We start from the raw sequence: 26,309 nt of genomic DNA on the forward strand, positions 1-26,309 counted from the left end.
TCTCCCATTGCTGGCTATGACACAGACTGGCCGACGAATTCCCAGGTGGCAGTGGCGGATGTGTCCTGGATAAGGTCTTCAGCAGCTGTGACCTGAACACACAGGAATGCATCAGCGCCAGGCTCGCCGGAGACGTCGCTCTTCGTCAGGTCGAAAGTTGCCACGCCGGTGGCCGCACCAAATGCAGTTCCTGGTGGGACGATTACCGTACCAGTGGCCTCGGGCTTGCAGTCCGTCAAAGATGGCACCCGCACGATGGCGTAGCTGAGCTGGTCAACAGCGGTTCCCGAACCGAGCGCCGAGGCGACGTTCACCTTGGCATTGTTGGTGGTTTCCTCATCCAGATGCAATACGAACGGCGCTGCAACTGTGTCTTCCGGGCTCATCGATCCGGGTTCGACTGCAAAGCTCAACGACGCCGCAGCCCCCGAAGCATGATCGGTGAAATTGATGCCGTCAACGCTGCCTTGCATGTTGAAGTGACCGGTCCCGAAGACCCCTTCGGCAAATTCGGAATCGTTCCATGCCGCCAAGGTGACGGCGACTCCTACACCGAGCACCAGCCCTCCGGCTAGCACTGCGCGTACCTTGCGGTTCTTTTCCTGCTGAGCCATTGCTCCCCCTTGCTAGAAATCTGCGGGGCATCCAGAAATCCACACGGGATCTCCATCGCCGAAGCGTCAGAAGTTGGTGAATCATTTTCTGACGCTAACAGTGAATTCGCCGCCAAACAGCACGCTCATAGGGATTCGGCCAAGAGATGGCCAATAGCCAAGGATGTATGGAAGGCCCGCCCTAACCTCTGGCTTGCTGGCTAAGAAAATCCGCCGCGCGCACGACATTTGGCCATGTCAGTTGGCTACATATCCATCAAGGCGGCGCAAGTAGTAGTGCATGGGGAAATGCCGGATGACACGCGGCAGGATGCGCATTGAGACCCTCGCGCAGCGTAGCACCATGCCCATTCGTCGTTGCTGGCGGGGGCCGAACTCGAACCCATACATGGTGCGCACCTGCTGGGGCAGCAACCCGATGGTCATCAGCCGCACCAGCGGCATCGCCGCTCGGATCCACAGCGGCGCACGCTTGGCTGCCAGCAGCTCATGAGCCACCGCTCGAATCTGAGGATCAGCCCGCAGCTGATCCGTTGTCGTCGCCCAGTAGTCGGCGAAGTCGGCGCGGGTCGCAGGCCACAGGTGTGCGGGCATGCCCAGCTCGGTCCCCAGCTGCGCGTACTCGCGGTACAACGCCTCGGCCGTCTCCTCGTCCAGCGGAGGGAAGACAGCGTGCTGGATCTGCATCGCGGAGTCGTAGAGCGTGGCGGCAACCCACAACTGGAGCTTCGGATCACGGGCCGAATACGCCGGATGCGATCCATCCTTCGCAGCAGGGGCCCTGACCGGCGCGTGCGCCGCGTGCACGACCTCCCGCACCCTGGCCCGCTGCGCGTCGGTGCCGTTGCTCAGGGCGTAGATGTAGGTCAGCGTGCCGTTGAGGCGGCCGAGCGGATTGGCGGCGAAATTCGAGTGCCGGGCCACGCCGTGGCCGACACCTGGCATCGCCAGCTGCATGAGGATGGCGCGTCCGCCACCGAGCAGGTAGACGGCCTCGGGGGCAAAGCGCGAAAGCACCGACTCGGGACTCGCTGGTGCACCCCGCATATCGGTCGTTCCCGCTGCCATGGTGCAGCTACTTCTTGCTCGGGCGCACCGGGTGCTGGGACAGGATGGAGACGCGGTTGAAGGCGTTCATGGCGATCGCCGCCCACTGGATCGCGGAGAACTGCGCGTCGTCCAGCACCAGCCGGGATGCGGCGAGCTCGGCAATCCGGGACTCGGAGTCAGGCAGCTCGGTGGTTGCCTCCGCTACCGAGAGTGCTGCCGATTCGAGGTCGTCGAAAAGCGAGGTCTCGCGCCAGGTGGAGAGCACCGCGAGACGTTGGGTGGTCTCGCCGGCCTCAAGGGCCATCCGCGAGTGCATGTCCAGGCAGAACGAGCACCCGTTGATCTGGGAGATGCGCACGTTGAGCAACTCGATGAGCCTGGTGCCCAGCCCCGCGGCCTCGGTGGCTTCCTTCACCTTGAGCGAGAGCCCGTTCAGGGCCTTCCAGCTGGCGGTGTCGGACTTGTCCAGGAAGAACGGTGCTGCCAACGACATCTAAAAACTCATCTCATCAATGGCGCATCGCGCCCGTGGTGTGGTGGTTACAGCCTACTCAGCCGCGGCGAGCTGGCCGCAGGCCCCGTCGATTTCCTTGCCGCGGGTGTCGCGCAGCGTGGTGGGCACGCCGGCGGACTCGAGGCGGTCGATGAACTCGGCGGTGACGTCGGGCTCCGAGGAGGTCCAGACCGAACCCGGGGTCGGGTTCAGCGGGATCGGGTTCACGTGCACCCAGCCGCGGCCACGGGCGTTGAGCTTGCGGGCCAGCAGGTCCGCGCGCCAGCCGTGGTCGTTCATGTCCTTGATCAGCGCGTACTCGATGGAGACGCGGCGTCCGGTCTTTACGTAGTAGGCGAAGGCTGCGTCAAGCGCCTCGTCGACCTTCCACTTCGAGTTCACCGGGATCATTTCGTCGCGCAGCTCGTCGTCCGGGGCGTGCAGCGACAGGGCGAAGGTGACCGGGACGCCCTCTTCGGCAAGCTTCTTGATGGCCGGAACCAGGCCCACGGTGGAGACCGTGATGCCGCGGGCGCTCATGCCCAGGCCCTCGGGGGCCTCGGCGACCATGCGGTGCACGGCGTTCATAACGCGCTTGTAATTGGCCAGGGGCTCGCCCATGCCCATGAAGACGATGTTGCCCACGCGCTCTTCGGGGTGCTTCTGTCCGCCCAGTCCGCCCTCGGCGATGACGCGGTTGGCCTGGACGATCTGGTCCAGGATCTCGGCGGTGGACATGTTGCGGGTCAGGCCGGCCTGGCCGGTGGCGCAGAACGGGCAGTTCATGCCGCAGCCGCACTGGCTGGAGATGCACAGGGTGATGCGGTTGCTGTATCGCATCAGCACCGACTCGACCAAGGAGCCGTCAAAGAGGCGCCACAGGAACTTGATGGTGCGGCCATCGTCGGTGGCAAGCCGCTTGACCTCGGTCAGCAGCTTGGGGAACATGACGTCGGCGATCTCGGCGCGGCGGTCCTTGGGAAGGTCGCTCATCAGCTCGGGATCGGTGGTGTAGTGCTGGAAGTAGTGCACCGAGAGCTGCTTGGCGCGGAAGCCGGGCAGGCCCAGCTCCTTGAGCTTCTCGGCGCGCTCGGCCAGGGTGAGGTCGGCCAGGTGCACCGGAGGCTGGCTGACGCGTGCCTTGGCGGTGAACTGGAGCTGCGGGCGGCCGTCCTCGCCCATGGCCTGCTTCCATCCCTCGGCGGTGGGGCGCACCTGGGCGCGGCCCTCGGCCTTGGCCCGGGATTCGGAGATGCGCATTTGCTGGGCGCCCTGCGCCGCAGCCTGGGCAGCGCGGCGTGCCTTTATGTCAGCTGCGGTCGGCGCAGCAGCGGCAGGCTCGGTCACTGGGGTAATTTCGGGGGAAGTCATCGTTTCCATTCTCCCATGCATGTCCAGAGCGCGGGCGGTGAGTTTGGGCACGCATATCTACTTCTGTGCCAGCCTCGGAACGTTCGTCCCCGCTACGTACACGACCATGGACTTCGTTCCACCGGTAAATCATCGAATCGTCGTACGTCCGACGCTAGGATGGCGAGTAGGTGCTCACCGCACGGTTTCATGCCGCGTTCGGTGACGGCATCGCCAGGAATCCGACTGATATGAATGAACTGGTTGCACAATTGATGCAATCAGAATTTGGGGGCTTTGGGTGCTTCGTAAGGCTGAAAATGTGTCAATCACGCATCGACCCAGTTTTTGGACTCGGAAGGGTCCAATCGTCGTAGCAATCGGCAAGAAGACATACGAAGTCGGAAAGATGCCGCAAACCGAGTTCATAGAGCGACAAGAAGTTCAATTGGAACGGCCGATTGCGCTGGTTCGGATTGGCGATAGAACGTACTGGCAGTTTCGAAACAAGGTCTATTGGGATGATGAAGGGCTGAGAGCCAAGGAGGTTTACGCTCTCGTTCTGACCCGTGAACAACGACGACGACAACATATTGAACGGGCCGAGCAGACCGTTTCAGCCGGGTCCCGTCCTCGAGGGGCTTCCTCCCGGCAACGCATTCCAGACGATTTGAAGCACTACATTTGGACGCGCGACGAAGGTCGATGTCAGCACTGTGGGTCGACGGCGGAACTTCAATTTGATCACATCATCCCGCTGGCAATGAATGGCAGTAACAACCCAGAGAATCTTCAAATTCTGTGTGGCCCCTGCAACCGCAAGAAATCGTCTGGGCTGACCATCCGCCACTAAAGTCTGACATTGCGGGCCTGGCGTGTCCGCCAGAGCGTCCCCGAAGTTGCTCGATCGCTTTCCATCGTGCGATACCGGTCGCGGCCTGACCGGGTCGTATCATGGGGACGTCGAACCTATCAGCCTGCGCAAGGGAAAGGGAGTGGAATCCAGTGGACCGCGAAGAACTTCCCACCATCTTCAACCTTGCCTCGAGCGATCCCCGCAGCGAATTGATCGACAGGTCGCAGCTCAGCGAGGAAACGCTGCAGCAGATCGATCGGATCATGGCCGAAATGGGTCGGTTGCGGGCCGTGGAACGCAAGATCTCCCGCGCCTCGCAAAGCTACATGAACCTGAACGAGACCGACATGCGGGCCATCAGGTTCCTGATCTCGGCCAAGCACACCGAGACCGCAGTGACCCCAGGCATGCTTGCCAAGCACCTGGGCATCACCACCGCCTCGGTGACCAAGATGGTTGACCGGCTGGAGAAGGCGGGCCACGTGGTGCGCGCGGCACATCCCACCGACCGCCGGTCCCTGTGCATCACCGTGACCCCCGAGACGCACCTTGCCGCCCGCCAGCAGGTCGGTCGACACCACGCCGCGCGCTTCGGCGCGGCAGCACGGCTGAGCCCCGCCGAACGCGAGGTGGTCATCCGGTTCCTCGCCGAAACGGCCATGGACCTCGAGGACAGCATCGGCTCGGTCGGCGAGCGCAACCCCTCCGAAGGCTAGGCCTCCTCCGTGGCCTCGAGCCCCTCGGCGGCGGTGGTGATGCGACGGGCCATGGAGGAAAAGATCACCCCGTGGAAGGGCAGGATCGCCAGCCAGTAGAGCCGGCCCGCCAAGCCCTCGGGAAAGAACACCGCACGCTGCCGGTAGTGGCTTCCCGATTCGGTCGGTTCCACCGAGAGCTCCAGCCAGGCCCGTCCGGGGACCCGCATTTCCGCCCGCAGGCGCAGCAGGCGATCCGGCACCAGCTCCTCCACGCGCCACCAGTCCACCGCGTCCCCCAACGCCAGGGAGGTGCGGTTGCGCCGCCCGCGGCGCAGGCCCACTCCCCCGGCGAGCTTGTCCATCAATCCGCGCAGCGCCCAGGCGCCGGGCAGCGAGTAGTATCCGGTCTCCCCGCCGAGTGACGCGATGACCCTGAACAGCGCGGCGGGACTCGCGCTGGTGTCGCGCTCCCGGACATCGGTGAAGACTGTGTGCCCGGCCCATTGCGGATCCGAGGGCAGCGGCTCGGCCGGGGCTTCCAGGGCGTGGGCGGTCGTCCACGTGGTTTCCACGGTGTCGTCGCGCATCTTGGCCAGCGCCAGCTCGACGGAGCGCCGGTATCCGGTCAGCCCGCCGGCGGGGCGGTCGATGACCCCATCGATGTCGCGGTTTCGCATCACGCAGTCGTGCTGCAGGGACTCGACCAGCGGAATGGCCAGCGCGCGCGGGATCGGGGTGACAAGGTTGACCCACTGGGCCGCCAGCCAGGGGGTCAGCACGGGCAGCGCCAGGATGACCGGGCGGCGGATGCCCGCGGCATCGGCATAGAGGCGCATCATGTCCCCGTAGCTGTGCGCCTCCGGCCCGCCGATGTCGTAGGTGCCGGACACCTCCGGCGGCAGGCCCGCGCATGCGCCCAGGTAGTGCAGGGCGTCGCGCACGGCGATGGGCTGGACACGGTTCAGCACCCAGCGCGGGGCCGGCATCACCGGAAGCACGTCGGTGAGGTGGCGGACCATCTCGAAGCTGGCGGACCCGGAACCGATGATCAGCCCGGCCTGCAGCGTGATGGTGGGAATGCCACTGGATTCCAGGATCCGCCCGACCTCGACCCGCGAGGCGAGGTGGCGGCTCAGCTCGCCCTCGGGATGCAGTCCCGAGAGATAGACCAGACGCCCGATGCCCGCGGCCCGTGCCGCTTCCACGATGGTGTGGGCACAGCGTTCCTCCACGGGGGCAAAATTGCTGGTGCCGCCCATGGAGTGGACCAGGTAGTAGAGGACCTCGGCGCCCTCGCACAGTTGGTCAGCGGCCTGCGGATCGGTGAGGTCCCCCTCCACGATCTGCACCCGCGTTCCCCAGGGAACATCGCGCAGGGCGTTGCTTCGGCGGGTGAGCACCCGCACGCTGTGCCCCTGCTCCAGCAGCAGCGGAACCAGTCGCCCGCCGATGTAGCCGGTGGCCCCGGTGACGGCGATGACGCTCATGCCGCCACCCCCGCAGCGGCGTTCTCTCGTACCCGACGCCTTGCGGCCGAAACGAGGGCAAAGAGCAGCAGGGCCCCGGCAGCGCAATAGGCGGCGATCGCGACGGTGCCGGATTCCAGTCCGCCGTCGCTGCGTCCTACGCCGATCCAGGCAATGCCCCACACCATGGCCAGGGCGGCGGCGATCCGGCCCCCGGAAAACGCGACCGTCAGGGCTCCGATGACGCACGCCACCGCCACCATGACGCACGCCAGCGCCACGGTCCAGGTCGCCCCGGCCCCCACACCGAGTGCGGAGAGCCAGGCGGCGATGTTGGCCACGGTCGCCACGCTGACCCAGCCCAGATACGGCCCGAAGGTCAGGGCCATGATCCAGCGCTCGGCGTGCCTCTCGATCCGGGGCTTCATCAACACGAAGATCCTGGCCAACACCGCCAGCAGAAGCAGCATCACCACGACGCTGGCACCGAGCCAGCCCAGTTGCACCACGCCGATCCACAGCGCGTTGAGGATCGCGGAGCCGGCGGCCCACGGTCGGATGCGCCGCTGCGTGGCACTGCGCGCCGCCGCCGGTGTAAGTTGCCAGATCGCGTAGACGACGAGCCCGATGTAGACCACGCTCCAGATGGAGAAGGCTCCGGTACCCGGGGCCAGCAGTGTCGAATCGGCCCCGAGGCGTCCGTCGGCGGCCTCGGCAATGGGCGTGCCGCCCAGCGCGCCGCTTCCGATGAAGGCCCCGGCGATGGCGGCGAAAACCGCCGCTGCGCAGATGATCCGGCTCGCGATGGACGCCGGTGGTGTCGATTGCATGGATTCGGTTTCCTTTGCCTCGGGGAAAAATGCACTGAATCGATCTGCCCTACTCGACAAACCCTATCTTGTTAACCCATGATGTATCTAGTTAGGCTAGTAATCAACCATTCGAGGAATTCGTGATCCAGGTTTCCACCGGCGAGACATCCGGCCCGCACGCGGCGTCCGCACTGCTGCATTCGGTGCTGCAGCTCAACGCCGCACTGGAGCATGCCCTGTGCCGCCATCTCGGAATCAACGAGACCGATTTCCAGGCCCTGCAGCACCTGATGCTCGGCCATCCCATGACTCCCCGGGATCTGGCGGCGAAGCTGAACATCTCCAGCGCCGCCACCACCGCCTTGATCGACCGGATGAGTGGGCGCGGGTTCGTGGTGCGATTGGCCCACCCCACCGACCGGCGCAGCCTGTTGCTCAGGCCCAGCGCCCGGGCCGTGACCCGGACCATGGCCGCCCTGCGGCCGCTCGTCGACGACGCCGAACTCGCCATCCAGGGGCTGAGCCCCGAGGGGCAACGCGCAGTGGTGCGCTACCTGGAATACATCCTCTCCGTCATGCAAACCCGGATCGACGCCCTCACCCCTCCGACCGCCACCAAGAAACGGAACGAACGATCATGAGCCTGCCCAGCCAAAGTCACGCGCAGACTTGCAGACCACGACCAGCCCCGGCATCGGACGCACTCCAGCAGCGGGTCCGGCTCCACCTGGCGGCCGTCATCCAGGAGCATCGGGAAGCCGCCGGCGAGTATTCGAAGGCCACCGAAACACTCTGGACCCGCATCGGGCTGGCCCTGGAAGGAGGCAAGCTCACCCGGCCACGGTTGGTGCTGCTGGGCCACGAGGCCTTCGCGTCCCCCGCCGCCGGCGAAACCGAGTCCAGGGAGCGACTCCAACGCGTCATCCAGCTCGGCTGCGCCTTCGAGTTGCTCCACGGTTCGCTGTTGATGCACGACGACGTGATAGACCGCGACTTCACCCGCCGCGGGCGCCCCACCCTTTCGGCGTTGTACCGCGACGATGCCCTGGCCCGGGGCAAGTCAGCGCAGGACGCCGAACACGCGGGCCACTCGGCGGCCATCATTGCCGGGGACCTGCTGCTGGCCGCCGCGATCAAGCTCGCCCGGGGCGCCGCGGAATCGCTGCCCGCCGCCAAGGCCATCGAGGATTCCTTCCACCAGGCCATCCACCACGCCGCCGCCGGCGAGTTGGAGGACCTGCTCTTTTCGTTGGACCCGGTTCCGGCCCAGGTGCACGAGGTGCTGCGCATGGAGAAGCTGAAGACCGCCGCATATTCCTTCCAGGTGCCGCTGCACACCGGGGCGCTGCTGGCCGGCGCCGATGCCGCCGGGGCTGCGGCGCTGGCCAACATCGGCAGCCAGCTGGGCGTCGCCTACCAGCTCATCGACGACATCCTGGGGACCTTCGGCGATCCCGAACAGACGGGCAAGTCCATCGAGTCGGACCTGCGCGAAGGCAAAAGCACCATCCTCACGGCCATGGCCGCGGCCACTCCCGGCTTCACAGCCCACCTGCAGCTTTTCCGTGATCCGGATGCGGATGTCCCGGCCATGCGCTCGGCACTGGAAGCCACAGGCGCCGAGCGCTTCGCCCGGCAGCTGGCGCATGACCTGTGCGCCGGCGCCACCTCGGCCTCGCGCACGCTCAACCTGCCCGTGGCCGTCAGCTCCGAGCTCGAGGACTTCGCCGACCTGATCCTGAACCGGGGTGCCTAGGACATGAACGCCCACACCATGGCCGGAACCGGCGGGCCCACCGCCCTGCAACGCTATTCGGCCACGGCCAGCAGCAGCGCCCGGGTTGTCATCACCCGGTATTCCACCTCCTTCTCGTTGGCCTGCCGCCTGCTGGGCAGCCCGGCCCGCGAGGACATCTCCAACATCTACGCACTGGTGCGCCTGGCCGACGAGGTCGTCGACGGGGTCGCCCGCGAGGCGGGCCTCGAGGCCCGGGAGGTCGCCGCGGCCCTGGAACAACTCGAGGCCGAAACCGAGGCGGCGCTGGCCAGCGGCTACAGCACCAACATGATCGTGCACGCCTTCGCCTGCACCGCCCGGTCCCGGGGCATCGACACCGAGCTGACCCGCCCGTTCTTCGCCTCGATGCGCAGTGACCTGCAGGTCGCCAGCCACGACGCGGAGACCCTGAAGGGCTACATCTACGGATCGGCGGAAGTCGTGGGCCTCATGTGCCTGCGGGTGTTCGGCTCCATGCCCGGCGCCCCGGCCGGGCACGAAGCGGAAACCGAGGCCGCCGCCCGGAGCCTGGGTGCGGCCTTCCAGAAGGTCAATTTCCTGCGCGACCTGGCCGCCGACACCTCCGAGCTGGGCCGCAGCTACTTCCCGGGGCTGGATCCGCGCACCTTCTCCGACGAACACAAAAACGCCCTGGTGCGGGAGATCCGCGCGGACCTCGACGCCGCAGCCCTGGGCATCGAGCACCTGGCCCCCGGCGCCGCCCGCGCCGTGGCCATGGCCCACGGGCTGTTCAGCGAACTGAACCACCGAATCGAACGCACCCCCGCCGCCGAACTCATGACGCGGCGGATCTCGGTGCCGCCCGGACGCAAGGCACTGATCGCGCTGCGCACCGCCCTGGGCCGACGCCCCACCACCGCCACCGCCACCTCAGCGACCAAGGGACGACCATGAAAAACACACCGACCGACTCCGGACGCGCGGTGGTGGTCATCGGCGGAGGATTTTCCGGCCTGGCCACCGCCGGCCTGCTGGCCGCCTCCGGCCACCGGGTGACCCTGCTGGAAAAGCAGGAAGAGCTCGGCGGCCGCGCCGGACGACTGCGGCGCGCGGGATTCAGCTTCGACACCGGCCCCTCCTGGTACCTGATGCCGGAGGTCATCGAGCATTGGTTCGAGCTCATGGGAACCTCCACGCAGAACGAGCTGGACCTGGTGGACCTGCCCATCGGCTACCGCACCTGGTTCCAGAGCGACTACACCCCGCTGGACATGCCATCGGGGGCCGGGGCCCGGGACGCCTTCGAGTCCCTGCAGCCCGGTGCCGGCACAGCCTTGGACAGCTACCTGGAAAAGGCCGCCGAGAGCCACGACCTGGCCCTGGAGCACTTCCTCTACGCCGACCTGTCCTCCGCCGCCTCCGTGCTCGATCCCCGGCTGCTGCCGCTGCTGCCCCGGCTCGCGCCGCTGCTGGCCGGCTCCCTGGAATCCTTTGTGGCCAAGCGCTTCAGCGATCCGCGGCTGCGCCAAATCCTGGGCTATCCCGCGGTGTTCCTGGGCTCCAGCCCCAAGCGCACCCCGGCGCTCTACCACCTGATGAGCCACCTGGACTTGACCCAGGGCGTCAAATACCCGATGGGCGGCTTCGCGCAGCTGGTCGATGTCATGGCCTCGCTCTGCATCGATGCCGGGGTGCAGATCATCACCGGCGCCGAAGTCACCGGGATCGAGGTCTCCGGCACCGGCGCGAACGCCCGGGCCCGGGGCGTGCGCTGGATCCAGGAGGGCACCCCACGGCACCTGGAGGCGCAGACCGTGGTGGGGGCCGCGGACCTGCACCACCTGGAGACCGAGCTGCTCCCGGCGGAACATCGCTCCTCCTCCGCGGCCAGTTGGAAGCGGCGCGATCCGGGGCCCAGCGCCGTGCTGCTCTGCCTGGGCATCTCCGGCAAGCTACCGGAGCTCAGCCACCACAATCTGCTGTTCACCGCCGACTGGGACGACAACTTCGGGCGCATCCACCGCGGGGAGGACCTCGCGGAGGAAACCAGCCTGTACGTCTGCATGCCCAGCGCGACCGATCCCTCCGTGGCACCGGCGGACCACGAGAACCTGTTCATCCTGGTTCCCGCCCCCGCCCTGCCCGCATGGGGCACCGGCGGCCCGGACGGCACCGGCTCGCACCAGGTGGAGGCCGTGGCGGATGCCGCGCTCGACCAGTTGGCCGCCTGGGCGGGGATCGAGGACCTGCGCGAGCGCGTCGTGGTGCGCCAGAGCTTTGGCCCCGGAGACTTCGCGCAGAACGTCAATGCCTGGCAGGGAGGGGCCCTGGGGCTGGCCCACACGCTGGGCCAGTCGGCCTTCTTCCGCCCCTCGAACCACAGCTCGAAGGTCAGCGGACTGCACTACGCCGGCAGCTCGGTGCGTCCGGGCATCGGCATCCCCATGTGCCTGATCAGTGCCGAAATCATTGCCAAGAAAGTCAACGGGTTCACGGGCAAGGGGCCCATCGACCCCGGCCACCCGGCGTGGGCGGCCGGGCGCACCGCGGCGGCCCGGGAGGCACGCCCGTGACCTACCTGCTGATCCTGCTGGCCTTGATCGCCTGCATGGCCGCCCTGGATGCCAGGTACCGGCTGTTCGTCTTCGCCCGGCCCGCACCCGCCCTGTTGGCACTGGCCGGCGGCACCGCGATGTTCCTGCTCTGGGACGTGATCGCCATCGACCTGGGGATCTTCCTGCACCGCGAGTCGGCGCTGATGACCGGGGTGATGCTCGGTCCCCAACTGCCGCTGGAAGAGGCCTTCTTCCTGCTCTTCCTCTGCTACAACGCGATGGTCCTGTTCACCGGCACCCTGGCCCTGGGGGCACGGCGCGCCACGGCGACACGCCCCTCAGCAACCGCGGCGACCTTGGAGGAAAACTCATGAGCTTCGCCCATCTGTCCCTCTATTTCATGCTCGGCTCCATGGTGCTCTTCGCCGTAGCGCTGCGCATGCGCGGTGTGCGGCTGCGCGACGTCGCCCCCGCGGCCGGGCTCACCCTGGCGGTGTTGCTGGTGCTGACCGCGGTGTTCGACAACGTGATGATCGGCTCCGGCCTCTTTGACTACAACAGCCAGACCCTGCTGGGCATCCGCGTGGGCCTGGCCCCGCTGGAGGACTTCAGCTACCCGTTCTGCGCGGCGCTGGTGGTCCCGGCCCTGTGGTGGCTGGCCGGGGGTTCTCCCGCCGGTGCCACGCCGAAGCATCCCTCCCCGGACGACTCCGGAAAGGAGGGCTGAGCATGCTGCGCGAACTGCTGGCGACCTCCAGGCCCGTGTCCTGGGTCAACACCGCCTACCCCTTTGCCGCCGCCTACCTGCTGGCCGCCGGGCGGATCGACTGGATCGCGGTGGTGGGAACGATCTTCTTCCTCATCCCCTACAACCTGGCCATGTACGGGATCAACGACGTCTTCGACCACGAGTCGGACCTGTTGAACCCGCGCAAGGGCGGGGCGGAGGGTGCGGTGGTGGACCGCAGCCGGCACCGCGGGATCCTGGTGGCCTGCGCGGTGGCCTGCGTGCCGTTCCTGGCGGTGCTGGGAATCGTTGGTTCCTGGCGGGCGAACCTGGTGCTGCTGCTCTCGATGGCGGCGGTCATCGCCTACAGTGCCCCGGGACTGCGCTTCAAGGAGCGGCCCTTCCTTGACTCCTTGACCTCCAGCACGCACTTCGTCTCCCCCGCGCTCTATGGCCTGGTGCTGGCCGGGGCGCACTTCGACTTCGCCCTGGTGGCGATCCTGCTGGCCTTCTTCCTCTGGGGCATGGCCTCGCACGCCTTTGGCGCGGTGCAGGACATCCTGCCGGACCGCGCCGCGTCCCTGGGCTCCATCGGCACGGTGCTCGGGGCCAGGTGGACGGTCCGCTTCGCCGCGGCCGCCTACCTCGGAGCCGGCGCGCTGCTGCTGGCCACCCACTGGCCCGGTCCGCTGGCCGCGTTGCTGGCGCTGCCCTACCTGGCCAACGTGCTGCCCTACGCGCGGCTGCGGGACGAGGATTCCGTCGCGGCCAACGCCGGATGGCGGCGCTTCCTGTGGCTGAACTACGCCACCGGGTTCTTCGTCACCATGCTGCTGGTTTGGCATGTCCTGGGCCGCTAGGCCCACCCCGCCCCCACTGATCCCGAAGGACCGGACCATGAACGCACCCACCTCCCTGATGTGGTTTCGCGACGACTTGCGCGTCGCCGACAACCCGGCGCTGTCCGCCGCGATGGCCGCCGGCCCGGCCGTTGCCCTGTTCATCCTCGACGAGCAGTCCCCCGGGATCCGGCCGCTGGGCGGCGCGGCCAGGTGGTGGCTGCACCACGGACTGAACGAACTGCGCGATTCTCTGGCGGGGCTCGGCGTGCCGCTGCTGCTCTACCGCGGGGCCGCGACGAACATCCTCCCGGGGCTGCTGGCCACCGGTTCCTTCACCGCGCTGCACTTCAACCGCCGCTACGGCGGACCCGAACGCGCGGTGGACACCGCGGCGAAGGCTTTGGCGGCCGCGGCGGGAATCGAGGTGCACAGCCATGCCGGCACCCTGCTGCACGAGCCGTGGACCGTGGCGACGCAAGGAGGCACGAACTTCAAGGTGTTCACGCCCTTCTTCAACGCGCTGCAGGCCCTGCCGCTGCGCCGGGCACTGCCGCGGCCCGCCGCACAACACGCCCCGGCGATCTCCCTGCCCGCGGAGGAGCTTGCCGCGTGGGACCTGCTGCCGGTCCATCCGGACTGGTCGCACGGGCTGGCTGCCACCTGGGTTCCCGGCGAGGCGGCGGCCCGCGACCGCCTCGGCACGGTGCTGGAGGACATCGCCGGTCACTACGCGCAGACCCGCGACAGGCCCGACACCGACGGCACCGCACGGCTCTCGGCAGCCCTGCGCTGGGGGCACCTCAGCCCGGTCGAGGTCTGGGAGGCGCTGGGTTCCACCCTGGCCCGGCACCCCGACCGGGCGGCGGGGGCGCGGGCCATGATGCGGCAAGTGGCGTGGCGCGACTTCTGCTGGAACCTGCTCTACCACCACCCGGAGCTGGCCACGGCGAACCTGCGCGCGGAGTTCGACGCGTTCGACTGGGCCCGGCCCGGCGCCGGGGACGCGAACGAGGAAGCGGAGGACCACTTCGCGGCCTGGTGCGCGGGTTCGACGGGCTTTGGCCTGGTGGACGCGGGCATGAGGCAGCTGTGGGAGACCGGGTGGATGCACAACCGGGTCCGCATGGTCACCGCCAGCTTCCTGGTCAAGAACCTGGGCATCCACTGGCGCTCGGGCGAGGAATGGTTTTGGGACACCCTCGTGGACGCCGATGCCGCCTCGAACCCGGCGAACTGGCAGTGGGTTGCCGGGTGCGGTGCCGACGCATCCCCGTTCTTCCGGATCTTCAACCCGCAGCTGCAGGCCAAGAAGTTCGATCCGCGCGGCGCCTATGTGGCCCGCTTCGCACCGCTGTCCCCGGGCGAGCCGATCGTGGAACTGGGGCCGTCGCGCGCCGGTGCCCTGGAGGCGCTGGCACGCATGAAGGAGTACCGGGGCACCGGCGTCGAGGGCTGACGGCCCCGCCACGCGGTGCTCCACCGGTGCGTTGCCGGGGCCGGGGGCGTAGCGTGGGAACCATGGAGACCTCACTGCTACACACTGACGTTCTGGTTGTCGGCGCCGGGCCCACGGGCCTGATGGCGGGGGCCTGGCTGCAAAAATTCGGGATCGATGCGAAGGTCGTGGACCTGAAATCCGGCCCGACCAAGGAATCGAGGGCGCTGGCGCTGCAGGCGCGCAGCATGGAGATCTACCGCCAGCTCGGCCTGGCCGAGAAGGTCAAGGCCCGCGCCATCCCCACCGGTGAATTGCGCCCCGGCATCGGCGCCCGCAGCTTCAAGAGCATCAAGCTCAACCGGCTCGGCTACGCCCAGACGCACTACGCGGGCCTGACCATGCTGGAGCAAAGCGCCAACGAGGAACTGCTCGCCGAGCACCTCAAGGACGGCGGCCACGAGGTCATGTGGGAGCACGGCTACGAATCCTTCGAGGACACCGGGGACCGGATGCTCATCAAGTGCACCGGCCCGGAAGGCCCGGTGCATATTTCCGCACGCTACGTGATCGCCGCGGACGGCGCCTCGTCCCCGCTGCGCGAGTCCTTCGGCATCGCCTTCGAGGGCACCACCGACGACGAGGTCTTCTACGTGCTCGACGCCCAGGGGGTCACCGGTATGGGTTCGGGCATCAACCTGCGCTTCTCCGACGAGAACTTCATGCTCGGATTCCCCATGGGCAACGACGAGAACGGCGCGGAACGCCGCCGGCTGCTGGGCATCCTGCACGAGCCCAAGGATTCCGGCCGGGAAAAACCCGATGTGGACGAGGAGCGGGCGCGCGCCAGCCTGCGCCGGGAATTCGGCGTGCGGTACCGCGATGCCGCATGGTTTGCCACCTACCGGGTGCACCACCGGGTCGCCGAGCACTTCAGCGAAGACCGGGTCTTCCTGGTCGGGGACGCAGCCCACATCCACTCCCCCGTCGGGGCCCAGGGCATGAACACCGGCCTGCAGGACGCACACAACCTGGTGTGCAAGCTGGCCGACGTGTTCTCCGGCCGCATGCCCGAGACCTACCTCCAGCGCTACGAGGCCGAGCGCCGTCCCGTGGCGCTGCGACTGGTGTCCACCACCGACAAGCTCTTCAGCGCCGCAACCTCCAGCTCGTTGCTGGCCCGCACGGTGCGCACCCGTGCGCTGCCGATCTTCTGGCCGGCGGCGGTGCGCCTGGTGGGGCGGATCTCCGCCGGGCGCCGCTTCTTCGGATACCTCTCGCAGATCCGCATCCACTACTGGATGGACGACCGGTCCAAGGACCGCGCCACCCTGGCCACCGGCTTTGCCCGCACCAGGCGCCGCGGCAAGGTGCTGGGCCGCCGCCTGCCCTGGGTGCCCAACCGCTCCGGGGCCGCACCGGACAACTTCGAGGTGCTCAACGACGCCTGCTGGCAGGTGCACATCTATGGTCCCGCAGGACGGGACCGCGGGGAGGAACTGGCTTCCGAGTTCGGGGTGCCGCTGCATGAATTCGCGCCCGCCCCCAAGCGCCGGCTGCCCAACGGCTCGGTGGTGCTGGTGCGCCCGGACATGTTCGTCGCACACTTCGAACAGGTCCCGGCCTGATTCCTCAGCCGCTGACCGCCACCACGTCGGCCAGTGCCTTCTCCTTGACGGCGAGCGCCGCGGCGGCGGTCCGGATGAAGACCACCAGCCAGCCAAAGACGATGCCCACCACCGCCAGCTCGAACGCCGTGAGGTTGTAGTAGGCCAGCGGCTGCCAGAGCAGCGCCGCGCCCACCAGCCCCAGGAAGCAGGCGAAGGACAGCAGGTGGAAGACCCAGGGGAACCCCGGGAGCCAGAAGGCCGCCCCCAGGAGCAGCACCACGATGAAGCCCGCCGCGATCCGCACGATGACCGAGTGCACCGGGGCCGCGACGTTGACCGGAACCAGCCCGATGCCGATGACACAGGCACCCAGGCCCAGCAGGCAGGTGCGCACCACCGCGGGCCGCGGCCGGATGAACCTGGGCCGCGGCTTGCCCTGGGCACGGGCGAATTCGTCGTGGATGAGGGCCAGCTGCCTGACGTTGCGCACGATGAACGCGGTCAGGGTGCTGAGCACCAGTCCGGAGATCACCAGGGTGACATTGAAGGTCCAGAACGAGGTGAGCCCCGAGGTCCGGGTTCCCAGCGAGGAAAACATCGACCTCCACCAATAGGGGTTCTCGGCCGCCAGCATGCTGATGAAAACGCCCGTCACCAGGAAGACGGCCAGCAGTCCGGAGAGGTTCAGGGCGTTGAGCCTGGCCGCTGAGACCAGCGCCGCGTACCCGGCGATCCCGGCAAAAATGCCCACCATCAGGCTTCCGGCGAACCTGTCCACGGTCAGCCCCAGGAAGGCGTCCTGGAACACCCGGAAGATGATGATCGCTGCCATGGCGCAGATGGCGGCATGGATGAGCACGAGCGCAACGGCGTTGATGATCCGGCGGTAGCGGGGAAACTCGAGCAGCCACACCTGGGTCTGCAGCAGGAAGCGCTGGTATCCCAGGATGGCGCCGGCGGTGGCGGCCAGTGCAGCGAGAACCGCGGCGAAGACGCCCACCGAGCGGAAGCCGGCCAGATCGGGGCGGTAGCCGACGAATCCGATGAGTCCCGCCACGATGCCCGCCACGGTGCAGCCCAGTCCCAGCCATAGTGCCCAGCTCTCCACTCGAAACTGGATTTCGGCAGATGGGGCTTGGGTTCTCGGTCCTGATTCGCTGTCCACGCAATCGATTCTGCCATTCTTTGGGCGGCCCTCCATGGGACCTTCGGCCCGCCGGAGACACGTCTGCGCAAAATAATCCACTTCTCACTATTGACACATGCTCAGAAACTGCACATAATGAGTTTATGAACAAGAAGAAGCGCACCCCGATCGACGAAGCCCGCCAGCTGCTGGGGGACGTCCCGTCCGACCCGCTGGCAGCAGTCGAACGACTGGGCGAGGTCCGCGAACTGATCGATGCCGCACTGAACGAGGAGATGGCCAAGGCCGCCCTCGAAGGCGCATCGATCCGTTCGGTGGCCGTCCGCGCCGGACTCTCGCCCAACGCGGTCCCCCCGCGGCTGGCCCGCACCTCGCAGCTGTCCAGCTACACGGACGCCGGCGGAAAGGTGTCAAGATCCTCCATCGAGCGGGCCCGCTACGACTCGGAAACCGGGCGCCCCGCGCCCACCGAACCGATGACCTTCAAACCCCGGCGCACCAACTAAACGACGCGCCACATCCGAAAGGCACTGATCATGTCAGACAAAGACACCGCCATGCTGGTCTTCCTGCTCGACCGTTCCGGATCCATGCACGACATCAAGCACGACATCGAGGGCGGACTGAACGCCTACGTCGCCAAGCAGAAGGCCGAAGCAGGCAGCGCCACCGCGTCCCTGCACCAATTCGACAACGAGTATGAGGACGTCTACGTGGACCTGCCGCTGGAGGACGTGCCCACCTTCACCCTGGAACCCCGCGGCTCCACGGCCCTGTTCGATTCGATCGCCACGACCATCACCAACACCCGCAAGCGCATTGCCGCCATGCCCGCCAACCGGCGCCCGGGCATCGTGCACCTGAACATCGCCACCGACGGACACGAGAACGCTTCCACCCGATACACCCGCCGGGCCATCCGGGACCTGGTCCAAACCCAGCAGGAGGTCGACCACTGGATCATTTCCTACATGGGCTGCGACCAGGACGCCGTCGAGATCGGCACCAGCCTGGGCATCGCCCCCGAGCGCTCACTGACCTACACCCGGGAAACCGCCGCCGAAGCCATGGACGCCTACAGCCAGATGACCAGCAAGGCCCGCGGCGCCACCCGCCTCGGCGCGGACTGGGACGAGGTCCGCGCCGAGTCGGTCTTCACCGCACGCCAGCGCAAGGCCACCGGCAAGTAGCATGCGCGCCAACTTGGGGTGGGTGACCGCAGACCTTGCCGTCGGCGGGGACCTGGACGTCGACGACGACGTCATGGTGCAGCAAATGGCCGAGATCCTTGATGCGGGGATCACCCACGTGGTGGATCTGCGCAGTGAGGCCAACGACGCAGAGATCTGGAAACACGTGCAGGTCAATTACCGTTGGCTGGGGACCGACGACGCCGACGGGCACGTGGTCCCGCCGGAAATCTTCGACGCGGGGGTGCGCTTCGCCCGGCTCGCGGCGCGCGAGGGCGGAAAGCTGCTGGCCCACTGCCACATGGGGATCAACCGCGGGCCGTCCATGGGCTTCGCGATCCTGCTGGATCGCGGATACCGGCCCATCGAGGCCTTCGACATGATCCGCGCCGCGCGACCGCAGGCCTTCATCGCCTATGCGCAGGACGCCTTGGCCGCCGACGCCGCCCGGCAAATGCGCCAGGGGGCGCGGCCGGCCCACCGGGAGAAGCAGTCGCGGTTGCTGCAAGAGCACATCGATGAGGTGCTCACGCCCAGCGCCGTCGGGCGCATCCGCCACCTGATGCGCCAGAGCCGCCGCCGGGACCTGGGCTTTACGGCCTGAGCCGTCCGGCCAACCGGCGAGCGCGAGGTGCCGCGCTCGCCGGTTACGGCGCGTTCGACCCCGCCATCCCCAGGCGCCGGGCCAGGTAGGGCGCGGTCCTGGACTCCGGGTGGAGCGCCAGCTCCCGGGGGGTCCCGGTGGCCACGATCTTCCCTCCGGCGTCTCCCCCGGCCGGGCCCAGGTCGATGACCCAGTCGGCGGCGGCCACCACGTCCATGTGGTGCTCCACCACGATCACGGTGTTGCCCGCCTCCACCAGCCGGTGCAGCTGGCCCAGCAGCAATTGCACGTCCGCCGGGTGCAGGCCGGTGGTGGGCTCGTCCAACAGGTAGAGCGTGTGCCCGCGCCGGGCACGCTGCAGCTCGGTGGCCAGCTTGATGCGCTGGGCCTCGCCGCCGGAGAGCTCGGGCGCCGGCTGCCCCAGGGCCAGGTAGCCCAATCCCACGTCGCGCAACGTCTCAAGGGACCGTGCGGCGGCCGGGATCCCGGCCAGGAACGCCGCGGCATCATCGACGCTCAGGGCCAGGACCTCGGCGATGTTCTTGCCCGCATAGGTGGCCTCGAGGGTCTCGGGGTTGTAGCGCGAGCCGTGGCATTCCGGGCACGGCCCGTAGCTTCCGGGCAGGAAGAGCAGCTCCACCTCCAGGTAGCCCTCGCCCAGGCAGGTTTCGCAGCGGCCGCCGGCGACGTTGAAGGAGAAGCGCCCGGCGCCGTAGCCGCGCCGCTTGGCCAGCGGCGTGTCGGCGAAGGCCTTGCGCACCGCGTCGAACAGGCCGGTGTAGGTGGCAAGGTTCGAGCGCGGGGTGCGGCCGATGGGCTTTTGGTCCATGGCCACGATCCGCTCGATCCGCTGCGCCCCGCGCACCTCGAGCACCGTGGCGAAGTCCGTTTCCGCCTCCGGCCCCGGGGCCGCGGGCTCGGGGGTTTCGGCGGATCCGTTGCGCCGGCTGCCGCCCAACCTGTCCGCCAGCCCGTGCGCCAGCGCCCGGCTGACCAGGGAGGACTTGCCCGATCCGGACACCCCGGTGACGGCGCTGAGCACGCCCAGCGGGAAGCGCGCATCCAGGTCCGCCAGGTTGTGCAGGGAAATCCCGTCCAGCTCCAGCCAGTGCTCGGCAACCCGCGGCGCCCGTGCCACCGCGGCGTCCGCGCGGGGCTCCAGGAACCGCCGGGTCACCGATTCGTCCACGCGGCGGAGTCCGGCCACCGGGCCGCTGTAGAGCACCTTGCCGCCGCCGGCACCGGCGCCCGGGCCCACATCGACGATCCAGTCCGCCCGGGCCACCACCTCCATGTTGTGTTCCACCACGAAGACGGAGTTCCCGGACGCCTTCAGCGCCTCGAGCACCTCAAGCAGCGGCCGCGCATCGGCCGGATGCAGGCCGGCCGAGGGCTCGTCGAGTACATAGATGACCCCGAAGAGGCCCGAGCGCAGCTGCGTGGCGATGCGCAGGCGCTGCATCTCCCCGGGAGAGAGCGTCGGGGTTCCGCGGTCAAGGCTCAGGTAGCCCAGGCCCAGATTCACCAGCACCTCGATGCGTCCCAGCAGGTCGGCGGCGATCGAGGCGGCGACCCCGGCGGCAAGGTCCCCCGAGGCCTCCTTCCGGGGATCGGCCAGCGGCCGCAGCACCGCGGCCAGGTCGGTCAGCGCGGTGGCGTTGAAGCCGGCAATGTCCAGGGACGCCACCGTGACCGCCAGCGCTTCGGGGCGGAAGCCGGTGCCATGGCATTGGGGGCAGGGCCCGGAGCGCATGAAGCGCAGCGCCTTGGCCCGCATCGTTTCGGACTTGGAGTCGGCCACGGTGTGCAGCACGTAGCGCCGCGCGCTCCAGAAGCGGCCCTGGTAGGGTTTGGCGACCCTGTCGCGCTCGGGCGTCACCTGGACCACGGGTTGTTCGTCGGTGAACAGGAGCCAGTCGCGCACCTTCTTCGGCAGCTGGCGGAAGGGCACATCCACGTCGTGGCCCAGGTGCGAGGTGATGTCGCGCAGGTTCTTGCCTTGCCAGGCACCGGGCCACGCGGCAATCGCGCCCTCGCGGATGCTCAAGGTCGGGTCGGGGACCAGCGAATCCTCGGTGACGGTGTGGGCGACGCCCAGCCCGTGGCATTGCGGGCAGGCGCCCACCGCGGTGTTCGGAGAGAAGGAATCCGAATCCAGGCGCGGCGCCCCGGCCGGATAGTCCCCGGCACGGGAGAAGAGCATCCGCACCGAGTTCGACAACGTGGTCAGCGTGCCCACGGTGGAGCGGGAGCTGGCGGTGCCGCGGCGCTGCTGCAGCGCCACGGCCGGAGGCAGGCCGGAAATGAACTCGACCTTCGGCGTATGGCCCTGGGCGATGAGCCGGCGCGCATAGGGCGCCACGGATTCCAGGAACCGTCGCTGCGCCTCGGCGAAGATCGTGCCGAAGGCCAGCGAGGACTTCCCGGACCCGGAGACCCCGGTGAAGGCGACGATGGCATCGCGCGGAATGCGCACCTCGACGTCGCGCAGGTTGTTCTCGTTGGCGCCGCGCACGTGGACGAATCCGTCATGCGTGCCCGGTGCCGGGGTGTATTCGGTGTCCTGGCCAATGCTGTTCACCTTCCCCACCCTAGGGCCAGCGTGCACCGGAGCTCCACCCGCGCCACTTGTCGGTGCAATTCATGGGCCGTGTTGCCGGGCACGGCGCCCCGGTGTCGCATAGGGTTTTCCCACACACCATTCCCGACAAGAGGAACAGACATGGCCAAGCACAGCACACCGGCTTCGAAGACCGAGGACAGCGACGAGGAGCTGCACCGCAAGTGGAACGAGCTGCTGCAGGAGATGCGCGTGATGCAGACCGGCGCGCAGATCCTCGCCGCTTTCCTGGTGGTCCTGCCCTTCCAGTCCCGCTTCGACACCCTGGAGGTACCCGATGAACGGTTCTACCTGGTGTTGCTGGTGGCCTCGGCCCTGGTGATCCTGCTGTTGGTCACCCCCGTGGCCGTGCACCGGCACTTCTTCGGCCAGCAGCTCAAGGCCACCACCGTCCACCTGGGCCACATCATTTCCCGGCTCGTGGTCTTGGGGGTGGGGGTGCTGGTGGCCGGGTGCGTCTGGTTCGTCGTCCAGGTGCTGCATGGTTGGCAGATGGGCCTGCTTGTGGGCGGGATCCTGATGGCGGCCGCGCTCTTCCTGCTGCTGGTGCTGCCGCGGATCGTTACCCCGCGCTCGACGCTCCCGGCGGAATGAACGACCCCGACGCAGGAATCAACCCGCCGTTGTTTGCCATTCGCGAAATCCCCGGGCGTTTCCTTCCCGGTGCGTGATACGTTGCTGTCACCGCTACATCACATGGATATCCACGGAAGGCTGCGCGGCAGCCGATCATCGAGGAGGCAGTTATGGCAGCAAAAACCAACGCAGGATTCACGGTCCCGGGCATGAGCCTGGCCAACGGGCACAAGGTCGCCAATGCGCTGCAGATGCGGATCCACGCATTCAACGACCTGCAGCTGACCCTCAAGCACGCACACTGGAACGTGGTGGGTCGCGACTTCATCGGCGTCCACGAAATGCTTGACCCGCAGATCGATCTGGTCCGGGCCATGATCGACGCCCTGGCCGAACGCATGGCCACCATGGGTGTTTCCCCCAACGGCCTGCCCGGCGCCCTGGTCGCGGCACGCGCCTGGGACGACTACGAGATCGGCCGGGCCAGCACCACCGAGCACCTTGCAGCCCTGGACCTGGTCTACACCGGGGTCATCACCTCCATGCGCAAGACCATCGAGGAGGTCGGCAAGCTGGACCCGATCACCGAGGATATCCTCATCGGCCAGACCGGCGAACTGGAGCAGTTCCAGTGGTTCATGCGCTCGCACCTGGAAAACAGCGCCGGGGAGCTGTCCAACAAGGACACCCGCACCGAGAAGGGCGCTGCCAAGAAGGCCAAGTAGCGCCGGCCGCACGGCCAGCCAGGGGACCCCGGAGCATGCTCCGGGGTCCCCTTTCCTTGTCTTGCAGCGCCGCGACGCCGGCTCCCCGGGCCGCTGGGCCTCGTTTACCCTTGACCGCCGGATACTGCGCTGGCAGTCTCGTATCCAGGGTGCCGGACGAACCTCGCCCGGCACATGCCGCCAGGGCGGGAGCGAAAAGGACATGGAAACAAACCGGGAATCCACCAAGACCGCGGACCTGCGCATCGTGCCGGCCAACCAGGCCGGCAGCGCGGACCTGGAGAAGGTCTTCGGCTCCAGGGGCACCGCGTGGGATTGCCAGTGCCAGTGGTTCCAGAATCCCGGCAAGAGCTTCGACGCACTCTCCGTGCAGGAGCGCGCACACGACTTGCGCACCCAGACCCGGTGCGGGATTCCGGATGCGCAGACCACCAGCGGGTTGGTCGCCTACCTCGGGGACGAACCGGTGGGCTGGTGCGCCGTCGAGCCGCGCACCGCCTACCCGCGGCTGCGCACCTCGCGCGTGGCCTTTGGCGGCCGCGACGAGGAGGACCGGGAGGATGCGGGCGTGTGGACGGCGGTCTGCTTTGTCACCCGCACGGGGTTCCGGCGCCGCGGGGTCAGCCGCGCCCTGGCTGCGGCGGCCGTGGACTTCGCCCGGTCCCGCGGGGCCCGCGCCCTGGAGGGCTACCCGTTGCTGTTGCCCGCGGGCAAGGCCCCGATGTGGGGCGAGCTGTATGTGGGTAGCCGCTCGATCTTTGCCGACGCCGGCTTCAGGGAGGTCGGCCACCCGACCCCGCGCCGCTTCGTGATGCGCATCGATTTCGGGCAGCCATAGCCGGCCGAATCGCCTTTGCTGCTACTGCCCGACGCGGGTCTGCAACACCTCCAGGGCGGCGGCGTCGATCTTGGCCCGGAAGCTCGGGCTGGCCTTGGCCGCGGAGACCAGCGCCTGGTGGATGGTCGGGATGGCGGCGGCATTCACGCACAGCATCATGGTGCCGCCGGCGTTGAAGAAGTTCTTCGCGCGGGTCGCGTAGCTCCAGGGCGAGAGCTGCTTGGCGTTGCACATGTCATCGGAGACCACGATGCCGGTGAAGCCCAGGTCGTGGCGCAGCATGGTCTTCATGATCGTCGGGGAGAACGGCCCCACGTGGTACGGGTCGATCTGCGTGTAGATGGCGTTGGAAACCATGATCCAGCGCGTGCCGTAGGCCATCGCCCGGATGAACGGCCGACGGTAGACGCTGTAGCGGGTGGTGATGGTGTCCTTCACGTTGGTGGAGGTGTCGGTGTTCTTGGTGACCCGGCCCAGGCCCGGGAAGTGCTTGGCCACCGGGGCCACACCGCCGGCGCGCATCCCGGACACGAAGGCCGCGACCTCGTCGGCGACGTGCCAGGAGGTGTACCCGTATTCGCGGTACCAATACCCGATGGGCAGGTTGTAGGGGGCGAAGGCCGCGGACGGGACGGTGTCGGCGACCGGGGCCAGGTTCACGTTCAGGCCCGCGGCATGCAGCTGCTTGCCCCAGGTGGTGGCCGCGGCCTTCAGCGTCGAGGGAGCCCAGGTTCCCTGGTGCAGAGCGGTGGGCATGGTGGAAAAGCCGGGTCCCTTGAGCACCTGGACGTATCCGCCCTCCTGGTCGGTGGCGATGAAGCGTTTCTGCCCGCCGGTGGTTGCCAGGGACACGGTGGCGTTGATCTTGGTGACCACGGACTTGGTGGCGGTGACCCCGGAGTAGCTGCGGCCCTTGAGGAACACATTGCCGATCTTGTTGTGCGTGAGGATGTACAGGTCGGTGGAGCTGGCGCCGGTGGCGGGCACCCCCATCATCAGCACCTGCCCGACGCGTTGGTCAAGACTCAGCGTGGCCAATGTCTGGGACGGGGTCAGCGCGGCGATGTTCACCGCGGCGCGTTGCACGCCGGCGGTCGTGGCGGCCGGGCCGGGCGTTGCCGCGGGCGGCGAAAATGGCGAGAGGCTCACCGCCAGCGCGAGCGCCAAGGCTCCGGTGAGTGCCGCGCGTGCGGCGGGACGAGGGGTGGAAGTTGAATGCCCGCGCATGGCGAACGCCTCGATTCGAAGGAAACTGACGCAATTCTAGTCTTCCTCCACACGGTTTGACCCGTCGTTTGCCGTGGATTTTCCTCCGGTTCGCCCGCACGCCCGGACAGGGCAGCCACGTGGACCGGTCGGCGGCAGACGGCCCGAAAACCCCGCATTTCCTCGCCTCCCCCGATCCCTCCAAGGGTTTTTCCGGGGTCTTGGCGTTCCGGCGGACGCACCTGGTTCCCGGCCATCTGCAATGATGGGGAAAAAGGAGATGCATCTTGGGCAAGATCGACAATCCCGGCGGCGATGAACCGGTGTCCCGCCCCGTCTATTTCCTCTCGGACAGCACTGGAATCACCGCCGAAACACTGGGCAACACCCTGCTCACCCAGTTCCCCGAAAGCAATTTCAATCGCACCACCGTACCTTTCATCACGACCGTCGAGCAGGCGCGGTCGGTGGTGAACGCCATCGACGCGATCGCCGCCCGGGGCCTGCCGCCGATCGTGTTTTCCACGGTGGTGGGCGGGGACATCCGGGCGACGTTGGCCGAATGCCGGGCAACGGTCGTGGACCTGATCGGGACCCACATCGGGCAGCTGGAGGGGGCGCTGGGCACCGCAGCCAGCGGCAAGCCGGGCCAGGCGCACGGCCTGGGAAACGCGGTCCGCTACCAGGCCCGGATGACGGCCGTGGAATATGCCATGGAGCATGACGACGGGCAGAGCCTGCGGGCCCTGGAGAAGGCCCAGGTCATCCTGGTGGCTCCGTCGCGCTGCGGGAAGACACCCACCACCATGTACCTGGCGCTGCAGCACGGGATCTTCGCGGCGAACTTCCCGCTGATCGAGGAGGACTTTGAAAGGGACGGGCTTCCGGAGCCGCTGCGGCCGTTTGCGCAGAAATGTTTCGGGCTCACCTCAACTCCCCAGCGGCTGAGCCAGATCCGCACCGAACGCCGCCGGGGTTCCTCGTATGCCTCGCTTCAGCAATGCGGCTACGAGCTGCGCAGTGCCGAACTGCTGTACCTTGCCCACGGGATTCCCTACCTGAATTCGGCCAGCGTGTCCGTGGAAGAGATGTCCGCGACCATCCTGCAGAAAATGCGCCTGAAGCACTAGGCAAGGAATCCCGCCAAGTCAATATGG

At 67.8% G+C, this 26,309-nt stretch carries 27 protein-coding genes; 18 read left to right on the forward strand and 9 right to left on the reverse strand.

What is annotated here, in order from left to right:
* Positions 1–14: 14 nt before the first annotated feature.
* The 4 genes from BLJ79_RS08065 to rlmN form a co-directional block, all read right to left on the reverse strand.
* On the reverse strand, positions 15–614 hold the full coding sequence (locus BLJ79_RS08065) for a SipW-dependent-type signal peptide-containing protein (RefSeq protein ID WP_071214193.1): 600 nt from the start codon (positions 612–614) through the stop codon (positions 15–17).
* A gap of 237 nt (positions 615–851) precedes the next feature.
* Positions 852–1,682, reverse strand: coding sequence for an oxygenase MpaB family protein (locus BLJ79_RS08070; RefSeq protein WP_083411104.1), 831 nt, complete (start codon positions 1,680–1,682; stop codon positions 852–854).
* A 7-nt stretch (positions 1,683–1,689) separates the two neighbouring features.
* On the reverse strand, positions 1,690–2,157 hold the full coding sequence (locus tag BLJ79_RS08075; protein ID WP_071214194.1) for a carboxymuconolactone decarboxylase family protein: 468 nt from the start codon (positions 2,155–2,157) through the stop codon (positions 1,690–1,692).
* Positions 2,158–2,211: 54 nt separating this feature from the next.
* Entirely contained in the window at positions 2,212–3,417 is a 1,206-nt protein-coding gene (rlmN, locus tag BLJ79_RS08080; RefSeq protein WP_071214510.1) for a dual-specificity RNA methyltransferase RlmN, read from the reverse strand.
* Positions 3,418–3,829: 412 nt separating this feature from the next.
* On the opposite strand from rlmN, the gene BLJ79_RS22325 reads away from it, so the two are divergent.
* Both BLJ79_RS22325 and BLJ79_RS08085 read left to right on the forward strand, forming a co-directional pair.
* Positions 3,830–4,360: an HNH endonuclease gene (locus BLJ79_RS22325; protein WP_217641838.1), complete on the forward strand. Its 531-nt coding sequence runs from the start codon at positions 3,830–3,832 to the stop codon at positions 4,358–4,360.
* Positions 4,361–4,512: 152 nt separating this feature from the next.
* Positions 4,513–5,079 carry a MarR family winged helix-turn-helix transcriptional regulator gene (locus BLJ79_RS08085; RefSeq protein WP_286135309.1) on the forward strand — a complete coding sequence of 189 codons (567 nt, stop codon included), beginning with the start codon at positions 4,513–4,515 and terminating at the stop codon, positions 5,077–5,079.
* Here BLJ79_RS08085 and BLJ79_RS08090 read toward each other — a convergent pair.
* Positions 5,076–6,548 (reverse strand): SDR family oxidoreductase, encoded by a 1,473-nt coding sequence (locus BLJ79_RS08090; protein WP_071214196.1) that lies wholly within the window; start codon positions 6,546–6,548, stop codon positions 5,076–5,078. The two genes, BLJ79_RS08085 and BLJ79_RS08090, sit on opposite strands and share 4 nt — an antisense overlap.
* Positions 6,545–7,357, reverse strand: coding sequence for a TspO-related membrane protein (locus BLJ79_RS08095; protein ID WP_071214197.1), 813 nt, complete (start codon positions 7,355–7,357; stop codon positions 6,545–6,547). Before BLJ79_RS08095 ends, BLJ79_RS08090 begins: the two co-directional genes overlap by 4 nt.
* 122 nt (positions 7,358–7,479) lie before the next feature.
* On the opposite strand from BLJ79_RS08095, the gene BLJ79_RS08100 reads away from it, so the two are divergent.
* The 9 genes from BLJ79_RS08100 to BLJ79_RS08140 all read left to right on the forward strand — a co-directional run bounded on the left by BLJ79_RS08100 (position 7,480) and on the right by BLJ79_RS08140 (position 16,264).
* Positions 7,480–7,980, forward strand: a complete 501-nt coding sequence (locus tag BLJ79_RS08100) for a MarR family winged helix-turn-helix transcriptional regulator (protein ID WP_071214198.1) — start codon at positions 7,480–7,482, stop codon at positions 7,978–7,980.
* Positions 7,977–9,095 carry a polyprenyl synthetase family protein gene (locus BLJ79_RS08105; RefSeq protein WP_071214199.1) on the forward strand — a complete coding sequence of 373 codons (1,119 nt, stop codon included), beginning with the start codon at positions 7,977–7,979 and terminating at the stop codon, positions 9,093–9,095. The genes BLJ79_RS08100 and BLJ79_RS08105 overlap by 4 nt, the downstream gene beginning before the upstream one ends.
* A gap of 3 nt (positions 9,096–9,098) precedes the next feature.
* Positions 9,099–10,031 carry a phytoene/squalene synthase family protein gene (locus tag BLJ79_RS08110; protein WP_083411107.1) on the forward strand — a complete coding sequence of 311 codons (933 nt, stop codon included), beginning with the start codon at positions 9,099–9,101 and terminating at the stop codon, positions 10,029–10,031.
* Positions 10,028–11,650, forward strand: coding sequence for a phytoene desaturase family protein (crtI, locus tag BLJ79_RS08115; RefSeq protein ID WP_071214200.1), 1,623 nt, complete (start codon positions 10,028–10,030; stop codon positions 11,648–11,650). The genes BLJ79_RS08110 and crtI overlap by 4 nt, the downstream gene beginning before the upstream one ends.
* A complete protein-coding gene (locus tag BLJ79_RS08120) occupies positions 11,647–12,006 on the forward strand; it encodes a lycopene cyclase domain-containing protein (RefSeq protein WP_083411165.1) in 360 nt (119 codons plus the stop codon). Before crtI ends, BLJ79_RS08120 begins: the two co-directional genes overlap by 4 nt.
* Positions 12,003–12,359, forward strand: a complete 357-nt coding sequence (locus tag BLJ79_RS08125; RefSeq protein WP_071214202.1) for a lycopene cyclase domain-containing protein — start codon at positions 12,003–12,005, stop codon at positions 12,357–12,359. Before BLJ79_RS08120 ends, BLJ79_RS08125 begins: the two co-directional genes overlap by 4 nt.
* Before the next feature lie 2 nt (positions 12,360–12,361).
* Positions 12,362–13,219, forward strand: coding sequence for a prenyltransferase (locus BLJ79_RS08130; RefSeq protein WP_071214203.1), 858 nt, complete (start codon positions 12,362–12,364; stop codon positions 13,217–13,219).
* A gap of 37 nt (positions 13,220–13,256) precedes the next feature.
* A complete protein-coding gene (locus BLJ79_RS08135) occupies positions 13,257–14,657 on the forward strand; it encodes a cryptochrome/photolyase family protein (RefSeq protein ID WP_071214204.1) in 1,401 nt (466 codons plus the stop codon).
* Between the two features lie 62 nt (positions 14,658–14,719).
* Positions 14,720–16,264 (forward strand): FAD-dependent monooxygenase, encoded by a 1,545-nt coding sequence (locus BLJ79_RS08140; RefSeq protein ID WP_071214205.1) that lies wholly within the window; start codon positions 14,720–14,722, stop codon positions 16,262–16,264.
* 4 nt (positions 16,265–16,268) lie between these two features.
* Here the strand turns inward: BLJ79_RS08140 and BLJ79_RS08145 are convergent, their stop codons facing one another.
* Entirely contained in the window at positions 16,269–17,411 is a 1,143-nt protein-coding gene (locus BLJ79_RS08145; protein ID WP_139194778.1) for a hypothetical protein, read from the reverse strand.
* 125 nt (positions 17,412–17,536) lie between these two features.
* Here BLJ79_RS08145 and BLJ79_RS08150 point away from each other — a divergent pair, with 125 nt between their 5' ends.
* The 3 genes from BLJ79_RS08150 to BLJ79_RS08160 are packed head-to-tail and all read left to right on the forward strand — an operon-like array spanning position 17,537 to position 19,187.
* The gene (locus BLJ79_RS08150; RefSeq protein WP_071214207.1) at positions 17,537–17,899 is read left to right on the forward strand and encodes a hypothetical protein; all 363 of its coding nucleotides are present in this window, start codon (positions 17,537–17,539) and stop codon (positions 17,897–17,899) included.
* A gap of 30 nt (positions 17,900–17,929) precedes the next feature.
* Complete coding sequence (locus BLJ79_RS08155) at positions 17,930–18,583, forward strand: vWA domain-containing protein (protein ID WP_071214208.1); 654 nt, start codon at positions 17,930–17,932, stop codon at positions 18,581–18,583.
* A 22-nt stretch (positions 18,584–18,605) separates the two neighbouring features.
* Positions 18,606–19,187, forward strand: a complete 582-nt coding sequence (locus tag BLJ79_RS08160; protein WP_217641841.1) for a protein-tyrosine phosphatase family protein — start codon at positions 18,606–18,608, stop codon at positions 19,185–19,187.
* A gap of 43 nt (positions 19,188–19,230) precedes the next feature.
* Here the strand turns inward: BLJ79_RS08160 and BLJ79_RS08165 are convergent, their stop codons facing one another.
* Positions 19,231–21,768: an excinuclease ABC subunit UvrA gene (locus BLJ79_RS08165; RefSeq protein WP_071214512.1), complete on the reverse strand. Its 2,538-nt coding sequence runs from the start codon at positions 21,766–21,768 to the stop codon at positions 19,231–19,233.
* Between the two features lie 141 nt (positions 21,769–21,909).
* On the opposite strand from BLJ79_RS08165, the gene BLJ79_RS08170 reads away from it, so the two are divergent.
* The 3 genes from BLJ79_RS08170 to BLJ79_RS08180 all read left to right on the forward strand — a co-directional run bounded on the left by BLJ79_RS08170 (position 21,910) and on the right by BLJ79_RS08180 (position 23,946).
* Positions 21,910–22,401, forward strand: coding sequence for a DUF6328 family protein (locus tag BLJ79_RS08170; RefSeq protein WP_071214210.1), 492 nt, complete (start codon positions 21,910–21,912; stop codon positions 22,399–22,401).
* A gap of 152 nt (positions 22,402–22,553) precedes the next feature.
* Complete coding sequence (locus tag BLJ79_RS08175; RefSeq protein ID WP_071214211.1) at positions 22,554–23,108, forward strand: Dps family protein; 555 nt, start codon at positions 22,554–22,556, stop codon at positions 23,106–23,108.
* 202 nt (positions 23,109–23,310) lie between these two features.
* Complete coding sequence (locus BLJ79_RS08180) at positions 23,311–23,946, forward strand: GNAT family N-acetyltransferase (protein WP_071214212.1); 636 nt, start codon at positions 23,311–23,313, stop codon at positions 23,944–23,946.
* Between the two features lie 21 nt (positions 23,947–23,967).
* Here the strand turns inward: BLJ79_RS08180 and BLJ79_RS08185 are convergent, their stop codons facing one another.
* The gene (locus BLJ79_RS08185) at positions 23,968–25,173 is read right to left on the reverse strand and encodes a glycoside hydrolase family 3 N-terminal domain-containing protein (protein ID WP_083411108.1); all 1,206 of its coding nucleotides are present in this window, start codon (positions 25,171–25,173) and stop codon (positions 23,968–23,970) included.
* Between the two features lie 266 nt (positions 25,174–25,439).
* Between BLJ79_RS08185 and BLJ79_RS08190 the strand changes: the two genes are divergently transcribed.
* A complete protein-coding gene (locus tag BLJ79_RS08190) occupies positions 25,440–26,282 on the forward strand; it encodes a pyruvate, water dikinase regulatory protein (RefSeq protein ID WP_286135310.1) in 843 nt (280 codons plus the stop codon).
* The last annotated feature ends 27 nt before the right edge of the window (positions 26,283–26,309 follow it).

Source organism: Arthrobacter sp. UCD-GKA, from assembly GCF_001863355.1.
Lineage (GTDB): Bacteria > Actinomycetota > Actinomycetes > Actinomycetales > Micrococcaceae > Paeniglutamicibacter.

Bases quoted from the DNA above. Each gene is read 5' to 3' on its own strand.
- BLJ79_RS08175 (WP_071214211.1), top strand. From the start codon at position 22,554: ATGGCAGCAAAAACCAACGCAGGATTCACGGTCCCGGGCATGAGCCTG.
- BLJ79_RS08180 (WP_071214212.1), top strand. From the start codon at position 23,311: ATGGAAACAAACCGGGAATCCACCAAGACCGCGGACCTGCGCATCGTG.
- rlmN (WP_071214510.1), bottom strand. From the start codon at position 3,417: ATGCGCATCTCCGAATCCCGGGCCAAGGCCGAGGGCCGCGCCCAGGTG.
- BLJ79_RS08105 (WP_071214199.1), top strand. From the start codon at position 7,977: ATGAGCCTGCCCAGCCAAAGTCACGCGCAGACTTGCAGACCACGACCA.
- BLJ79_RS08070 (WP_083411104.1), bottom strand. From the start codon at position 1,682: ATGGCAGCGGGAACGACCGATATGCGGGGTGCACCAGCGAGTCCCGAG.
- BLJ79_RS08125 (WP_071214202.1), top strand. From the start codon at position 12,003: ATGAGCTTCGCCCATCTGTCCCTCTATTTCATGCTCGGCTCCATGGTG.
- BLJ79_RS08130 (WP_071214203.1), top strand. From the start codon at position 12,362: ATGCTGCGCGAACTGCTGGCGACCTCCAGGCCCGTGTCCTGGGTCAAC.
- BLJ79_RS08185 (WP_083411108.1), bottom strand. From the start codon at position 25,173: ATGCGCGGGCATTCAACTTCCACCCCTCGTCCCGCCGCACGCGCGGCA.
- BLJ79_RS08135 (WP_071214204.1), top strand. From the start codon at position 13,257: ATGAACGCACCCACCTCCCTGATGTGGTTTCGCGACGACTTGCGCGTC.
- BLJ79_RS08110 (WP_083411107.1), top strand. From the start codon at position 9,099: ATGAACGCCCACACCATGGCCGGAACCGGCGGGCCCACCGCCCTGCAA.
- BLJ79_RS08095 (WP_071214197.1), bottom strand. From the start codon at position 7,357: ATGCAATCGACACCACCGGCGTCCATCGCGAGCCGGATCATCTGCGCA.
- BLJ79_RS08155 (WP_071214208.1), top strand. From the start codon at position 17,930: ATGTCAGACAAAGACACCGCCATGCTGGTCTTCCTGCTCGACCGTTCC.
- BLJ79_RS08150 (WP_071214207.1), top strand. From the start codon at position 17,537: ATGAACAAGAAGAAGCGCACCCCGATCGACGAAGCCCGCCAGCTGCTG.
- BLJ79_RS08140 (WP_071214205.1), top strand. From the start codon at position 14,720: ATGGAGACCTCACTGCTACACACTGACGTTCTGGTTGTCGGCGCCGGG.
- BLJ79_RS08065 (WP_071214193.1), bottom strand. From the start codon at position 614: ATGGCTCAGCAGGAAAAGAACCGCAAGGTACGCGCAGTGCTAGCCGGA.
- BLJ79_RS08090 (WP_071214196.1), bottom strand. From the start codon at position 6,548: ATGAGCGTCATCGCCGTCACCGGGGCCACCGGCTACATCGGCGGGCGA.
- crtI (WP_071214200.1), top strand. From the start codon at position 10,028: ATGAAAAACACACCGACCGACTCCGGACGCGCGGTGGTGGTCATCGGC.
- BLJ79_RS08075 (WP_071214194.1), bottom strand. From the start codon at position 2,157: ATGTCGTTGGCAGCACCGTTCTTCCTGGACAAGTCCGACACCGCCAGC.
- BLJ79_RS08170 (WP_071214210.1), top strand. From the start codon at position 21,910: ATGGCCAAGCACAGCACACCGGCTTCGAAGACCGAGGACAGCGACGAG.